General features: G+C 71.1%; 13 protein-coding genes and 1 pseudogene. 5 read left to right on the top strand and 9 right to left on the bottom strand.

Annotation, left to right across the window (positions count from 1 at the left end; genetic code table 11):
- The first annotated feature begins 171 nt into the window (after positions 1–171).
- Both ACZ7IB_RS17905 and ACZ7IB_RS17900 read left to right on the top strand, forming a co-directional pair.
- Positions 172–672 (top strand): hypothetical protein, encoded by a 501-nt coding sequence (locus tag ACZ7IB_RS17905; RefSeq protein WP_470913369.1) that lies wholly within the window; start codon positions 172–174, stop codon positions 670–672.
- Positions 673–755: 83 nt separating this feature from the next.
- Positions 756–1,553: a Clp protease N-terminal domain-containing protein gene (locus tag ACZ7IB_RS17900; protein WP_470913368.1), complete on the top strand. Its 798-nt coding sequence runs from the start codon at positions 756–758 to the stop codon at positions 1,551–1,553.
- 77 nt (positions 1,554–1,630) lie between these two features.
- On the opposite strand, the pseudogene ACZ7IB_RS17895 reads toward ACZ7IB_RS17900, so the two are convergent.
- The 4 genes and pseudogenes from ACZ7IB_RS17895 to ACZ7IB_RS17880 form a co-directional block, all read right to left on the bottom strand.
- Positions 1,631–1,963: pseudogene (locus ACZ7IB_RS17895) on the bottom strand (serine hydrolase); the annotation flags it as partial.
- Positions 1,964–2,038: 75 nt separating this feature from the next.
- On the bottom strand, positions 2,039–2,614 hold the full coding sequence (locus tag ACZ7IB_RS17890) for a histidine phosphatase family protein (protein WP_470913367.1): 576 nt from the start codon (positions 2,612–2,614) through the stop codon (positions 2,039–2,041).
- Positions 2,615–2,673: 59 nt separating this feature from the next.
- Complete coding sequence (locus ACZ7IB_RS17885) at positions 2,674–2,853, bottom strand: hypothetical protein (RefSeq protein ID WP_470913366.1); 180 nt, start codon at positions 2,851–2,853, stop codon at positions 2,674–2,676.
- 9 nt (positions 2,854–2,862) lie between these two features.
- The gene (locus tag ACZ7IB_RS17880; RefSeq protein WP_470913365.1) at positions 2,863–4,320 is read right to left on the bottom strand and encodes an aminotransferase-like domain-containing protein; all 1,458 of its coding nucleotides are present in this window, start codon (positions 4,318–4,320) and stop codon (positions 2,863–2,865) included.
- Here ACZ7IB_RS17880 and ACZ7IB_RS17875 point away from each other — a divergent pair.
- On the top strand, positions 4,319–5,257 hold the full coding sequence (locus tag ACZ7IB_RS17875; protein ID WP_470913364.1) for a DMT family transporter: 939 nt from the start codon (positions 4,319–4,321) through the stop codon (positions 5,255–5,257). The genes ACZ7IB_RS17880 and ACZ7IB_RS17875 overlap by 2 nt on opposite strands.
- An 86-nt stretch (positions 5,258–5,343) precedes the next feature.
- Positions 5,344–5,553, top strand: coding sequence for a DUF1918 domain-containing protein (locus ACZ7IB_RS17870; RefSeq protein ID WP_266362966.1), 210 nt, complete (start codon positions 5,344–5,346; stop codon positions 5,551–5,553).
- A 107-nt stretch (positions 5,554–5,660) separates the two neighbouring features.
- Here ACZ7IB_RS17870 and ACZ7IB_RS17865 read toward each other — a convergent pair whose 3' ends face one another.
- A complete protein-coding gene (locus ACZ7IB_RS17865) occupies positions 5,661–6,950 on the bottom strand; it encodes a glycoside hydrolase family 10-like protein (protein WP_470913363.1) in 1,290 nt (429 codons plus the stop codon).
- Between the two features lie 189 nt (positions 6,951–7,139).
- Here ACZ7IB_RS17865 and ACZ7IB_RS17860 point away from each other — a divergent pair, with 189 nt between their 5' ends.
- Positions 7,140–8,000, top strand: coding sequence for a 3-hydroxybutyryl-CoA dehydrogenase (locus tag ACZ7IB_RS17860; protein WP_470913362.1), 861 nt, complete (start codon positions 7,140–7,142; stop codon positions 7,998–8,000).
- Between the two features lie 69 nt (positions 8,001–8,069).
- On the opposite strand, the gene ACZ7IB_RS17855 is transcribed toward ACZ7IB_RS17860, so the two are convergent.
- The 4 genes from ACZ7IB_RS17855 to pheS form a co-directional block, all read right to left on the bottom strand.
- The gene (locus ACZ7IB_RS17855) at positions 8,070–8,600 is read right to left on the bottom strand and encodes an NUDIX domain-containing protein (protein WP_470913361.1); all 531 of its coding nucleotides are present in this window, start codon (positions 8,598–8,600) and stop codon (positions 8,070–8,072) included.
- A gap of 87 nt (positions 8,601–8,687) precedes the next feature.
- The gene (locus ACZ7IB_RS17850) at positions 8,688–10,037 is read right to left on the bottom strand and encodes a transcriptional regulator (protein ID WP_470913360.1); all 1,350 of its coding nucleotides are present in this window, start codon (positions 10,035–10,037) and stop codon (positions 8,688–8,690) included.
- Between the two features lie 350 nt (positions 10,038–10,387).
- Entirely contained in the window at positions 10,388–12,901 is a 2,514-nt protein-coding gene (gene pheT, locus ACZ7IB_RS17845; RefSeq protein WP_470913359.1) for a phenylalanine--tRNA ligase subunit beta, read from the bottom strand.
- Entirely contained in the window at positions 12,901–14,028 is a 1,128-nt protein-coding gene (gene pheS / locus ACZ7IB_RS17840; protein WP_470913358.1) for a phenylalanine--tRNA ligase subunit alpha, read from the bottom strand. The genes pheT and pheS overlap by 1 nt, the downstream gene beginning before the upstream one ends.
- Positions 14,029–14,174 lie beyond the last annotated feature (146 nt).

Raw genomic sequence — 14,174 nt, 5'->3', positions numbered from 1 at the left:
CCCCCCCCCCCCCCCCCCCCCCCCCCCCCCCCCCCCCCCCCCCCCCCCCCCCCCCCCCCCCCCCCCCCCCCCCCCCCCCCCCCCCCCCCCCCCGCTCCGTCGTATCCGGCCCGGAGAGGGACAGCCACGGCCGACCGGCCGCCGCGCGATTTTGCTCGGTACGGTGCTCGGATGGGGAACGTCTTTCACGGCGGGGGCCGCAGTCTGTCCATGTCCAACGGAGGCACGGACGTCTTCGTCGATGTGCTCATGCTGGCCGTGTCCGACCTCGCCGACAGCATCTGGGAGCACCGCTTCGCCACCCTGCTGACCCTGCAGGACCAGAGCGTCATGGGGCGCGGGGCGGTCGGGTTCGATCTGGAGGACATCGACTGGGGGCGCTCCCCGCGCGAGCGGGCCGCGGAGAAGGACTTCGTCCTGCGAGTGCTCGATCTCGCCCTGCGCAGGCACCGGTGGGACGAGCTGGGCTACGAGCCACCCTTGGCCGACGGTTATCTGCGGCAGTACCGGGAGATGGTCGAGGCATTCGATCCGGCCGACTCCGAGCGGCGAAGCGGTGGCTTCCCATTTCCCGGCCCGGAAGAAGCTGCCATGGCCTTGTGCGTACGGCACCGCATCCTGTGCGCGCCGGTCCACTGGGAGGGATGCGTCTTCTGTACGGGGCACCGGTGATCCCGCACCTGCGGCGCGGCCTCTGCAGCCTCCACTGTCAACTGACGGTTGACAGTGGAGGTGTGTCAACCTAAGGTTGACACATGGTGAAACCTGTACGCCCAACCAATCCCGTACGCCTCGACGACCTGATCGAGGCCATCAAGAAGGTCCACACCGACGCCCTCGACCAGCTCTCCGACGCGGTCATCGCCGCGGACCACCTCGGCGATGTGGCCGACCATCTGATCGGGCACTTCGTGGACCAGGCCCGGCGCTCGGGCGCTTCCTGGACGGAGATCGGGAAGAGCATGGGAGTGACCAGGCAGGCGGCCCAGAAGCGGTTCGTCGCCAAGGACCCCGGCGAGCCCTCGGACCTGGACCCCGGCCAAGGGTTCGGCCGCTTCACCGAGCGGGCCAGGAACGTCGTGATGACGGCGCAGAACGAGGCCCGCGCCGCAGGCAACAACGAGGTGCGCACCGAGCACCTGGTGCTGGGGCTGCTCGCCGAGCCGAAGGCACTGGGCCCCGCGTTCATCAAGTCCCAGGGCGTGGCGCTGGAGGCCGTCCGTCAGGCCGCGACCGAGGCTCTGCCGGCCGCGGTCGACGAGCTGCCGGACCTCATCCCGTTCGACGCCGGGGCTCGCAAGGCACTGGAGCTGACGTTCCGGGAGGCCCTGCGGATGGGCCACAACTACGTCGGCACGGAACACATCCTGCTCGCCCTGCTGGAGCAGGAGGACGGCGCGGGTGTGCTGACAAACCTCGGCATCGACAAGGCGACCGCCGCGACGAGCATCGCCGAGGCCCTCACGCTCATCGCCAACGACAAGGCGACCGCCGAGACGGGCATCGCCGAGGCCCTCACGCACATCGCCAACGCCTCGGACAAGGAGGCCTGACCGAAGCAGCCCGTCCGGGGTATGCGCGGCGAGGGCCGGTGCCGGTCATCCGGTGCCGGCCTTCGCGCGTCGGCCGGTCACAGCGCCCCGTACACCGCCTCGATCAGGACCGTCTTGCGCGGATCGTCAAAGATCCGGGGGCCCATCCGGTTCATCACTTGGCCCAGGGCGAGATCGGCCTCCGGGTCGGCGAGGCCGCAGGAGCCGCCCGCGCCGTCATGGCCGAAGGCCCGCGGGTTGGGACCGTACGAGCCCTCGGGGCCGCTCAGCCACAGCCCGAGCGCGATCTCCGTGCCATGGCCGATGCCCGTACCGAGCACCAGGTCGCGACAGGACCCCTGTCCCTCGCGGGCGCGCTCGACGGCCTCCTCGGAGAGAAACCGCCGGCCGCCCGATCTGCCCCGTCCGGCGGACTCGATGGGTACGCAACGTACCGACTGGTCGGACCGGCGGGAAGACTTCATGCGCCCACGAGAGGCGGCCGTTCAGCGGGCTCCCGTTTCGAGCCTGAGGCTCCAGCGGCCCGGCATACCGGCGAGCGTGACCGTGGACAGCGGTCGGACGTCGACGTTCCAGTACGTCGACGGCGGGGCCTTGAGCGCATAGACGAGGGCGGCCCGGACGACTGCCGGTTCGGCGACGGCGACGATGGCTCCGTCGCATGCGGGGCGGGTGTCCAGCCAGCCCCCTATCCGCGAGATGAAGGCGAGCGGCGGTTCACCGCCGTGCGGGGCGGAGCGCGGGTCCGCGAGCCAGGCGTCGACGGCCGCGGGTTCGCATGCCGTGACATCGGCGAGGGTGCAGCCGCGCCAGCGGCCCATGTCGCAGTCGCGCAGGGCGGGCTGGACGAGCGGGGCGTAACCGAGCGCCTCGCCGGTGGCGCGGCTGCGTGGGGTCGGTGAGCAGTAGCGCAGTTCGGCGGCGCCCAGGGGAACCAGGGTGTGCGCGGCGAGCTGTACCTCGTGCCAGCCGGCGTGGTCGAGCGGCCGGTCGTCGTCGAAGCGCTCGGCAAGCAGTGCGGAGCTGCGCGCCGCGGCAACGAGCGAGACTCGAACAGTCATGGCGGTGATCGTGGATCCCAACGCCACGCGGGTCAAGGGCCTTCACAAGCGCTTCCGGCTCAGCGGAGCAGGATGTACATCCACTTGTGCGGGTCCTTCAGTGGCTTGAAACCGACCTTCTCGTAGACCCCGTGGGCGTCCTCGGTGGCGAGCGTGAACCTGCCGTGGATACGGGCCGCGTCCGGACGGGACGGGTCGGACGAGATCTCGTGACGCTGCTGGGGCGTGTCGTCGTTCACGGCCGGAGGTCATCCCCCCAAGCCGGTCAGGACTTCGCCGCAGGCGGTACGCAGGCGTCGGACCCCCTCGGCGATCTCGGCCGCTCCGGCGACCGCGGCGAAGCTCAACCGGATCTGCGGGAAAGGGGGTTCGGCGCAGAAGTACGGGCGGCCGGGTGCGATGGCCACGCCCGCGCGCAGGGCCGCCGAGACCACTGCGGACCCGTCCGTACCGGCTTCCGCGTCGGGCAGGCGCAGCCACAGGCTGCCGCCGCCCGCGGGGATGTGCGGGAGCGCGAGGACGGGCAGCTCCTGCCGCAGGGCCGTCGTCATGGCGGTGCGCCGCTTTCTCAGCTCGGTCGATACGGAACGCAGATGGTGACCCCACGCCGGGGAGCCGACCAGTTCGAGCGCGGCCTCCTGGAGCGGTCGGGGTACGAAGAAGCTGTCGACGATCTGGATGGCGCGCAGCCGTCCCAGCACCGGACCGCGGGCGGCGAGCGCACCCACCCGCAGGCTGGGCGAGGTGATCTTGGTCAGGGAGCAGACGTGGACGACCACACCGTCGGGGTCGTCGGCGGCCAGGGGTGCGGGCAGTGGCCCGGCGTCGTCGTGGACCAGGCCGCGGGCGAAGTCGTCCTCGATGACGAAGGCTCCCGCGGCACGGGCGATCCGCACGACCTCGCCGCGCCGTTCGGGGGCGAGGACCGCGCCGGTCGGGTTCTGGAAGAGCGGCTGGCAGACGAAGACGCGGGCGCCGGTGGCCCGGAAGGCGGCGTCGAGCAGTTCCGGCCGCACACCGTCGGCGTCGACGGGTACCGGTACGGGCCGCAGTCCGGTGGCGCGGGCGGCGGCCAGCATTCCCGGGTAGGTGGGCGATTCGACCAGGACCGGGGCGCCGGGCGGGGCGAGGGCGCGCAGTGCGGTGGCCAGGGCGCTCTGGCCGCCCGCGGTGATCAGTACGTCGGCGGCGGTGAGTGCGGGCCCGACCCCCCGGGCGAACCAGGCACGCAGTTCGGTCAGACCGTCGGTGGGCGGGCGGTCCCAGGCACCGGGGCGGCGGCCGGCCCTGGCGAGGGCGGCGGCGAGCGCCCGCTCCGGCTGGAGCGAGGAGTGGAGATAGCCGCCGTTGAGCTCGATGACGCCGGGCGGCGGTGCGGTGAGCGTGACCAGGACACCGGAGGCGTCGACGGTACGCGGCACCGCTTCGGGGCCGCCGTCGCCACTGAGGGAGATCTCCTGCCAGGAGGTGTCGCCCGGCGGGGGTACATCGGTACGGGGCTGCGCCCGGAAGGCGCCGGAGCCGGGGCGGGTGACGACGAGACCCTCGGCGGCGAGCTGGGCAATGGCCCGGGAGACGGTGACGGGGCTGACCCGGAAGCGCTCCACCAGGGCCCGACTGGACGGCAGCTTTCCACCTGGTGAGTAGCGGTTCAGTTCACCGCGCAGAGAACCAACGAGTTCAGCGACGCTGCTACGCTCTTGCATGAAAGTTAAGGATAGCGCTACTCCCGAAACCACGATAGCGGTTGGCTCATCGACGGCCGGTACGGCGAACCGCGGTGGCGTGGTTCTCGCCGGGCTCGGTGTCGTCGCCTTCTCGCTGACCTTCCCGTCCACGGCCTGGGGCCTGGAGAGCTTCGGCCCCTGGTCGCTGGTGGCGCTGCGCACCCTGCTCGCCGCCGCGATCGCGGGTGGTGTGCTGCTGGCGGGCCGTGTCCCGGTGCCGGACCGCCGGCACCGGGCCGGGCTCGTCGTCGTCGCCGCCGGTGTGGTGGTCGGCTTCCCGCTGCTGACGACGCTGGCGCTGCAGACGTCGACGACCTCGCACGCAGCCGTCGTGGTGGGGCTGCTGCCGCTGACCACTGCGGTGTTCTCCTCGCTGCGGACCGGGGCACGGCCGCCGCGTGCCTTCTGGATCGCGGCGCTCGCCGGGGCGGCCGTGGTGATCGCTTTTACCGTGCAGGAGAGCGGTGGTGCGCTGTCCGGCGGTGATCTGTATCTGTTCGGTGCGCTGCTGGTGTGCGCGGCGGGATACACCGAGGGCGGCAGGCTGGCCGGAATCATGCCGGGCTGGCAGGTGGTCGGCTGGGCTCTGATTCTCTCCCTGCCGCTCGCGGTGGCGGGGGCGGCCATCGCGTTGCCGTTGGAGCCGGTGCGGCTGACCGCGCACGGGGTGATCGGACTGGCCTGGGTGGCGGCCGGGTCCACCTTCATCGGCCTGTACGTCTGGTACCGCGGGATGGCGGAGATCGGGGTTCCGCGGGCCAGCCAGCTTCAGCTCGCGCAGCCGTTGCTGACACTGGTGTGGTCGTTCCTCCTGCTTGGCGAGGAGGTCTCGACGGCGGCGCCGGTGGCGGCGATCGCGGTGCTCGTCTGCATCGCGGCCACCCAGCGGACGGGGCGCGCCCGGCGTCCGGAGTGAGAACCACACACCTTCCGCCGGGCGAAGTCGGTTTTCGGTCATAGACTTGTCGACAAGGACCGTCACCCGTGAGGAGGTCACTCCAGATGGAGGCACACGCGGGCGACCGGCTGCTGACGCACGGCAGGACCGTGGGACAGCACGACCAGGTCGCAGAGATCCTCGAAGTGCTCGGGGCCGGGGGCACTCCCCCGTACCGCGTCCGCTCCGAGGACGGACACGAACACCTGATTTCGCCCGGTCCCGACAGCGTCGTACAGCACAGAGTCCGTAAGCAGGCGCCGGAGACTCCGTAGCGGCCTCCGGCGGACGGCACTGCTCTTCGCCCCCCGGGCCTTGGGCGGGCCGATCAGTTCCCGGCAGCCCGCCCACAACACCCGGTGCGTCCACTCCGCTTCTTCTGTCAGCGGGGTGGACGCACCCTGTTGCGATAGTGGTCGGCCACCACCCGGTCCATGGTGCCGATCCGGTCCGTGACTACGTCATTGCCGGAGAAGTAGACATGGCCGCGCACCTGGTCGTAGGCGGCGGCGAAGTCGAGGTGGCGGGAGAGTTCGGCCGGGTCCTGCCAGGCGGCGGGCTGGGCCGGGTCACCGGCCTTGTAGAGCGCCTCGCCCACGAACAGATCGACGCCCGTGCCCCGTACGACCGCGTCCCACCAGGGCAGCAGCTTGGCGTAGTCGGCGGCGGCGAAGCCGATGTTCCAGTAGATCTGCGGGCAGATGTAGTCGATCCAGCCCTTCTCGACCCAGCCGCGGGTGTCGGCGTGCAGATCGTCGTAGGTCTGCACACCCGCCTTCGTGTCGGAGCCGAGCGGGTCGGTCGCGGCGTTGCGCCACACGCCGAACGGGCTGATCCCGAACTGGACGTTCTTCTTGATCTTCTTGATCCGCTCGGCCGTCTCGCGCACCAGCTTGTCGGTGTTGTCGCGCCGCCAGGCGGCCTTGTCCGGGAAGCCCGCACCGTATTTCGCGTACGTGGCGTCGTCGTCGAAGACCTGCCCGGCCACCGGGTACGGGTAGAAGTAGTCGTCCCAGTGCACGGCGTCGATGTCGTAGCGGCGGACCGCGTCGAGCATCGCGTCCTGGACGAAGCGGCGGACCTCGGGGATTCCGGGGTTGTAGTAGAGCTTCCCGCCGTACGGCAGGACCCAGTCGGGGTGCAGCCTGGCGGGGTGGGTGGCGACCAGGCGGGACGGATCGGTGTGGTTGGCGACCCGGTACGGGTTGAACCAGGCATGCAGTTCGAGCCCGCGGCGGTGCGCCTCGCGGACGGCCGTGCCCAGCGGATCCCAGCCGGGGTCCTTGCCCTGCACCCCGGTGAGGTACTGGGCCCACGGTTCGTAGGGTGAGGGCCACAGCGCGTCGGCCGTCGGCCGGACCTGGAGGATCACGGCGTTCAGCCGCCGGTCGACGGCCTCGTCGAGGTACGCGATCAGCTCGGCCTCCTGCGCGGCCGCTGTCAGGCCGGGCGCGGAGGGCCAGTCGATGTTGGCGACTGTGGCGACCCACATGCCGCGCAGCTCGCGCCGCGCCACATGGTGACCCTTGCGCGGCGCTGTGTGCGCCGGCTCGGTGCCGGCCTGCCGGAACGGCAGCGCGACGGCATCACCCGCCGTGGTGATTGTGCTCACCACCGCTGCGACCACTCCGGCCGCACCCGCCACAAAGCCTCTTCTGGCCATTTGCCGCATTTCGTTGCACCTGCCGTCTCTCTGTCCTCGTCCGTCGCCCCGGTATCCGGGCGTAACGCAGAGCATGCCCGCCCCGGCCCGCAATGACCCGTAGGTCGCGGAGTAACGTCGGGGGGTCGGGGCGGGCACCGGAATCAGACGGGAACCTGCGACACGCAGAACAGCGAAAGGCACGAGGTGACGGACTCTATGGCCGACATTGCACGCGTCGGAGTGGTGGGCTGTGGCCAGATGGGCGCGGGTATCGCGGAGGTGTGCGCCCGCAGCGGTCTTGAGGTCATGGTGGCCGAGACCACCGGCGAGGCGCTGGAGATCGGCCGCACCCGGCTGCACAACTCTCTCTCGAAGGCCGCCGAACGCGGCAAGATCACTCCGGAGGAGCGCGACGAGACACTGGCTCGTCTGAGCTTCACCACCGACCTCGGAGAGTTCGCCGACCGCGATCTCGTCATCGAGGCCGTCGTGGAGAACGAGCAGGTCAAGACCGAGATCTTCCAGGTGCTCGACCAGGTGGTGACCCGGCGGGACGCGATCCTCGCCTCGAACACCTCCTCCATTCCGCTGGTGAAGCTGGCCGTGGCGACGTCTCGCCCGGACCAGGTCATCGGCATCCACTTCTTCAACCCGGCCCCGGTGCAGAAGCTCGTCGAACTGATTCCCGCGCTGACGACGTCCGACGAGACGGTGAAGCGCGCCGAGGCCCTGGTGCAGGACGTGCTCGGCAAGCACCCGATCCGCGCCCAGGACCGCTCCGGCTTCGTCGTCAACGCACTGCTGATTCCGTATCTCCTCTCCGCGATCCGGATGTTCGAGTCGGGGATCGCCAGCCGTGAGGACATCGACAACGGCATGGAGCTCGGCTGCGCCCACCCGATGGGCCCGCTCAAGCTCTCCGACCTGATCGGTCTGGACACCGTGGCCTCGGTCGCCGACTCGATGTACGCGGAGTTCAAGGAGCCGCTGTACGCCGCTCCCCCGCTGCTCCAGCGGATGGTGGACGCGGGCCGGCTCGGCCGCAAGACGGGCTCGGGCTTCTACCCGTACTCCTGATCCGTCTCTCGTGCCCGCACGGGGCCGCCCGGGAAACCCCCGGCCGGCCCCTTCGCGGTTCCGGGGATTTCATCCCAGCCGTAAGTGATGGAGCATCATCAGCCCGGCCACCATGCCCGCGGCCGGGACCTCGCCGCGGGCGATCATTTCGGGCACCAGCTTGAGCGGTATCCACTCGCGGCGCGAGGACTCGAAGTCGTCGCTGGGGTGGCCGGTCCAGGTGGCCTCCTCGGACCAGTAGAGGTGGTGCCGGGCGTCGGTGAGGCCGTTCGACGGCTCCACGGTCAGCAGCGGACGCAGCGGTCCGGGGCGCCAGCCGGTCTCCTCCTCCATCTCCCGGGCGGCGGCCGCTGTGATGTCCTCGCCGTCCTCGACGACGCCGGCGGCGAGTTCCCAGCCCCAGCTGTCGGTGATGAACCGGTGCCGCCAGAGCAGCAGTACCTCGTTGGCCTCGTTGACGACGGTGGCCGCCGCGACGGGGCGGAGCCGGATGAGGTAATGGTCGAGATGGCGGCCGTCGGGGATGAGGACATCCGCCAAATTGACCCGGAACCAGCGGTTCTCATACACAGTTTGCTCGTTCAGATTCGCCCACTGCACAGTTTTGCCACCTTCCGACAAGTAGGTGACAACATCGCAGCAGGAGCGGGACCGGAGGGGAACGTACCGGTACCCGCGGGTGCGAACTCACAGCGGTACGCGCAACGCCCCGTCGATCAGTTCGGCGGCCCGCCCCGCGTCGGCGCAGCCGCTCGCGATCAGATCCTCGCGCACCGCACGCAGCCGGTCGCGCAGCCGTTGCGACTCCATGCCCCTGGCCCGCTCGGCCATCTCCACGGCCGTGGCCGCCGCCCGGTCCGCCTCGCCCTGACGCAGCTCGATATGGGTCAGCATGGCCAGCCGGTGCACCCGGCCCCGGTCGTGCGCCGGGGTCCGCACGGCCGTCACCGCGTGTTCCCTGGCCCCCGGCAGATCGCCGAGGCCGAGCAGGGCCTCGGCCACCTGCACATCGACCAGGCCCGGCTGGACGTACCCCGTCTCGTCCGGTTCATGGCCCGGCCGGATGCGTCCGGCCTCCGACTCGGCGCGCCGGATGCACTCCAGGGCGCTTGTGGCGTCGCCGATGTGGGCGTACGCCTTGGCCTGCATCGCGTACAGGTCGGCGGCCAGCGCGGGAGTGATGTGCCGGCCGGCGGCCCGTAGCGCCGCCTGCGCGAAGGCCACCGACTGCCGGTAGTCGGCGAGGAACAGCGACTGGTTGACCAGCAGGGCGATCACATAGCCGCCGAGCCCCCGGTCGCCGCTCGCCTTGGCCAGCCGCAGTGCCTGGTGGAAGTAGCGCTGGGCGAGCCCGTGCGCGTCGGAGTCGTAGGCGCAGATGCCCGCGACCGCCACCAGCCCGCCCGTCGCCCGGTGCAGTTGACGGCCCATCGCGTCGGTGTAGCCGCCGCGCAGAAGCGGGGCGGTCTCGGTGTTGAGGAAGCCGACGATGCGGGAACGGGTCGCGATTCCGCCTGCCCTGCGGTACATCAGTTCGTAGTGGGCACGGGCCGCGCGCAGGGTCACTATGTCGGCCATGCAGACCCGGGTCGTGCCACTGCGGGAGACGTCGACGTCCTCCGGCGGGTTCTCCCACTCCCAGACGGGCATCACCGCAGTGGTGCCCGTGACGGCGGCCGAGGCGAGTATGTGCGGGCGCTGCTGGTCGTCGGAACGCCACAGCGCGGCGGCCCGCTCGACGAATCCGGTGAGCGTGGATCCGGGCACGGCCGCGCCGGCGCCCGGGGCCGCCATGCCGATGTCGTCCAGCGAAAGAGACCTGTTCAGCCGGTTCCCGAGCACTTCACAGATCAGGTCGGGCACCTGGCCGCGCGGGCGCTGCCCCTTCAACCAGCGTGCCACCGCGGTGTGTTCGTACCGCAGGCACAGTCCGCGGGAACGGCCGGCCCGGTTGATGTGCGCGGCGAGGCCCGCCCGGGAGACACCCGCCTCCCCGATCAGGGCCTCCAGCAGAATGTTGGGCTCCGTTGCCCCCATTTGCCCCTCCGGTGGTTCGGCACGCCGAGGCGTGCCGAACCAGTGGAGCACGATTCACACGGGGTGTGAACGCAATGCCCGAACCGTCCCGCTGCGCACTCTGTTGCGCCGGTGCGCGGATCGGTTGAATCAGTCGTCTCGCAAGAGGCGGCCGGGTCGTCTGCTCCCCCTCGTACAGTCGACGACCCGCACCCGCGCCGTCCGTTTCCGCCGACCTGCCCGACACTCCGTGGCGGCGCGGACGGTGCGGGCAACGCCCGCGAGCGGTTCTGTGCCGCTCGGCGAGCACAGGAGGGGCGTATCCGGTCAGCGGATACGCCCCTCTTTCATGATGTGTGCCGGATGAGGCGTTACGCGCCCCGCAGCACCGCGCCCGTCCGCTCGGCGGCCAGGGCCACCGCCGCGTCGCGGGCGGCCGTGGCCTCGTCCACGGTCAGCGTGCGGTCCGCCGCGCGGAAGCGCAGCGCGTACGCCAGGGACTTGCGGCCCGCACCGATCTGGTCGCCGGTGAAGACGTCGAACAGCCGCAGCGATTCGAGGAGTTCACCCGCGCCCGCACGCAGCGCCTGCTCCACCTCGGCGGCGGGGACGCGCTCGGCGACGATCAGCGCGACGTCCTGGGTCGCCACCGGGAAGGTGGAGATCCGCGGCGCCTGGAGGGCGCCCTGAGACGCCTGCTCCAGCAGGTCCAGGTTCAGCTCCATCGCGCAGCTGCGCGCGGGCAGGTGCAGCGCCTTGACCACGCGCGGGTGCAGCTCACCGGCGTATCCGACGGTGTGCTCCGCTCCGTCGATCACCACGGCGAGCTCGGCGCAGCGGCCAGGGTGCCACGGACCGTACTGGCCCTGTCGGACGATCAGTTCGGCCTTCGCCTCACGGGCGACCGTGCGGGCGGACTCGATCGCGTCCGCCCAGTCGGCCGGGCGGCCCTTGCCCCACCAGCCGGCCTGCTCACGCGCACCGGCGAGCACGACGGCGACATGGCGCGGCTGTACGGGCAGCACCCCGCTCAGACCGGCGATCTCCTCGTCGGTCGGACGGCGGTGGACGGGCAGCCGTACCGCGATGCCCTCCTGCTCGGGAGCCCGGAAGACCAGGCCCGCCTCGAAGAGCGCCAGGTCGTGGCTGCCGCGGCCGTCGTTGCGGCGCAGCGCACCGAGCAGCCCGGGCAGCAGCGTCGTGCGCAGCGCGGGCTCCTCGTCGGAGAGCGGGTTGACCAGCTTGACCAGGCGACGGCTCTCGTCGTCCGCCGGGATGTCGAGCTGGTCGAGTACCTGGTCGCCGATGAACGGGTAATTCAGCGCCTCGACATAACCGGCGCCGGCCAGCGCGCGGCCGGCGCGGCGGTACAGCCGCTGCCGCTCCGTGAGCCCGCGGCCCGAGGGCGGCTTGGGCAGCGTCGAGGGGAGGTTCTCGTACCCCTCGAGCCGGATGACCTCTTCGGCCAGATCGTTCGGCTCACCCAGGTCGGGACGCCAGGACGGGACGGTGACGACCAGCTCGTCCTGCCCGTAGACGTCGCAGCCGACCTCCTGGAGGCGGCGTACGACGGTCTCGCGGCCGTAGTCGACGCCCGCGACACGGTCCGGGTGGTTCGCCGGCATGGTGATCGTCCGGGGCGCGGACGGCGCGATGATCTCCGTGACACCGGCCTCGGCGGTGCCGCCCGCGAGCAGCACCAGCAGGTCGACGGTCCGCTGCGCGGCAGCTGCCGCGGCCTGCGGGTCCGCGCCGCGCTCGAAGCGCTTGGACGCCTCGGAGGCCAGCTTGTGGCGGCGCGCGGTACGGGCGATGGAGATTGCGTCGAAGTGCGCTGCCTCGATGACGACCTCGGTGGTGGCACCGGCCTGGTCGTCGTGGTCGGCGACCTCGGTGTTGGCGCCGCCCATGACACCCGCGAGACCGATCGGCCCGCGGTTGTCGGTGATCACCAGGTCTGCGGGGTCCAGCACCCGCTGGACGCCGTCGAGGGTGGTGAGCTTCTCGCCGGGCTCGGCGCGGCGCACCCCGATCGGCCCGTCGAGACGGGAGCGGTCGTAGGCGTGCAGCGGCTGGCCCAGCTCGAGCATCACGTAATTGGTGACGTCGACGGCGAGCGAGATCGGGCGCATCCCGGCCTTCTGCAGCCTGCGCTGCAGCCAGATCGGGGAACGGGCCTCGGGCTCCAGTCCGACGACCGTACGCGTGGTGAAGCGGTCGCAGCCGATCGGGTCGGCCACCTTCACCACGTAGCCGTAGGAGTTCGGGGCGGGGACATCGAGAAGCGCCGGGTCGCGCAGCGGCAGACCGTACGCGATGGCGGTCTCGCGGGCGACACCGCGCATCGACAGGCAGTAGCCGCGGTCGGGCGTGACCGCGATGTCGAGGACCTCGTCGACGAGTTCGAGCAGCTCGATCGCGTCGGTGCCGACCTCGTGCTCGGGCGGCAGCACGATGATGCCGCCGCTGCCGTCGTCGCCCATGCCGAGCTCGTCGCCCGAGCAGATCATGCCGTGCGAGGTCTTGCCGTACGTCTTGCGCGCGGCGATCGCGAAGTCACCGGGCAGTACGGCGCCCGGCAGGACCACGACGACCTTGTCGCCGACAAAGAAGTTGCGCGCGCCGCAGACGATCTCCTGCGGCTCGCCGGTGCCGTTGGCCTGGCCGACGTCGACGGTGCAGAAGCGGATGGGCTTCTTGAACTCCGTCAGCTCCTCGATGGTGAGGACCTTACCGACGACGAGGGGGCCCTTGAGCCCGGCGCCGAGCTGCTCGACGGTCTCGACCTCGAGGCCGGCGGAAACAAGTTTGGCCTGGACGTCACGGCCGGTCTCCGTCGCCGGCAGGTCGACGTACTCCCGCAGCCAAGAAAGCGGGACCCGCATCAGATCTCCATCCCGAACGGCCGGGTGAACCGGACGTCACCCTCGACCATGTCTCGCATGTCTTCGACGTTGTGGCGGAACATCAGCATCCGCTCGATGCCGAACCCGAAGGCGAATCCGCTGTACTTCTGGGGGTCGACGCCGGTGGCGACGAGCACCTTCGGGTTGACCATGCCGCAGCCGCCGAGCTCGATCCAGCCCTCGCTGCCGCAGGTGCGGCAGGGCCGGTCCGGGTTGCCGACGGACTCGCCGCGGCACACGAAACAGACCATGTCCATCTCGGCGGACGGCTCGGTGAACGGGAAGAAGTTCGGGCGCAGCCGCGTCTTCATGTCCCGGCCGAAGAGCGCCTGGACCATGTGGTCCAGGGTGCCCTTGAGGTCGGCCATGGTCAGGCCCTCGTCGACGGCGAGCAGCTCGATCTGATGGAAGACCGGGGTGTGCGTCGCGTCCAGCTCGTCGGTGCGGTAGACGCGACCCGGTACGACGACGTAGACCGGCGGCTCGCGGTCGAGCAGCGTGCGGGCCTGCACCGGGGAGGTGTGCGTACGCAGCACGATGCCGGACTCGTCGTCCGTGGTGCCCTCGGGGCCCTGGACGAAGAAGGTGTCCTGCATCTGCCGGGCCGGGTGGTCGGGCACGAAGTTCAGGGCGTCGAAGTTGAACCACTCCGCCTCGACCTCGGGGCCCTCGGCGACCTCGTACCCCATGGACACGAAGATGTCCTCGAGGCGCTCCATGAGCGTGGTCAGCGGGTGGCGGGCGCCCGCCGGGACGCGGTCGTGGGGCAGCGTGACATCCACCGCCTCCTCGACCAGCACACGGGCGTCCCGCTCGGCCTCCAGCTCCGCCTGACGGGCGGCGAGGGCCTTGCTCACGGCGCCGCGGGCCTGGCCCACGCGCTTGCCCGCCTCGGCCTTGGCCTGCGGCGGCAGGGCGCCGATCTCCCGGTTGGCGAGCGACAGGGGCGAGGTACCACCGGTGTGCGCGGTCTTCGCCTGGGCGAGCGCGTCGAGGTCACCGGCGGCGGCGAAGGCGGCGAACGCCTCGTCCCGCATGCGCTCGATCTCTTCCGGTTTCAGTGCCTCGACCTCGACTGGGTCGTACGACTTGTTCGGTGCCGACATCTCTTCCCGTGCTTCCGATTGGCTGGTACTGCGCTTACCGGGGGACAGCCCCGGACCCCCATGGCCCCGCTCGACGGCTGGAGGACGCAAAGGTGCCAAAGGTCGAGTCTAAGGGTCACAGGATGTGTGGGAGGCCCGTGGGCTGC

Source organism: Streptomyces sp. NPDC037301 (assembly GCF_055602785.1).
This window is presented reverse-complemented; position numbering and strand designations above follow the sequence as displayed.

What these genes read in the sequence shown, in the direction of transcription:
- ACZ7IB_RS17865 (WP_470913363.1), bottom strand. Translation starts at nt 6,950, where the DNA reads ATGCGGCAAATGGCCAGAAGAGGCTTTGTGGCGGGTGCGGCCGGAGTG.
- ACZ7IB_RS17890 (WP_470913367.1), bottom strand. Translation starts at nt 2,614, where the DNA reads ATGACTGTTCGAGTCTCGCTCGTTGCCGCGGCGCGCAGCTCCGCACTG.
- ACZ7IB_RS17875 (WP_470913364.1), top strand. Translation starts at nt 4,319, where the DNA reads ATGAAAGTTAAGGATAGCGCTACTCCCGAAACCACGATAGCGGTTGGC.
- ACZ7IB_RS17880 (WP_470913365.1), bottom strand. Translation starts at nt 4,320, where the DNA reads ATGCAAGAGCGTAGCAGCGTCGCTGAACTCGTTGGTTCTCTGCGCGGT.
- ACZ7IB_RS17850 (WP_470913360.1), bottom strand. Translation starts at nt 10,037, where the DNA reads ATGGGGGCAACGGAGCCCAACATTCTGCTGGAGGCCCTGATCGGGGAG.
- pheT (WP_470913359.1), bottom strand. Translation starts at nt 12,901, where the DNA reads ATGCGGGTCCCGCTTTCTTGGCTGCGGGAGTACGTCGACCTGCCGGCG.
- ACZ7IB_RS17900 (WP_470913368.1), top strand. Translation starts at nt 756, where the DNA reads ATGGTGAAACCTGTACGCCCAACCAATCCCGTACGCCTCGACGACCTG.
- ACZ7IB_RS17860 (WP_470913362.1), top strand. Translation starts at nt 7,140, where the DNA reads ATGGCCGACATTGCACGCGTCGGAGTGGTGGGCTGTGGCCAGATGGGC.
- pheS (WP_470913358.1), bottom strand. Translation starts at nt 14,028, where the DNA reads ATGTCGGCACCGAACAAGTCGTACGACCCAGTCGAGGTCGAGGCACTG.
- ACZ7IB_RS17870 (WP_266362966.1), top strand. Translation starts at nt 5,344, where the DNA reads ATGGAGGCACACGCGGGCGACCGGCTGCTGACGCACGGCAGGACCGTG.
- ACZ7IB_RS17905 (WP_470913369.1), top strand. Translation starts at nt 172, where the DNA reads ATGGGGAACGTCTTTCACGGCGGGGGCCGCAGTCTGTCCATGTCCAAC.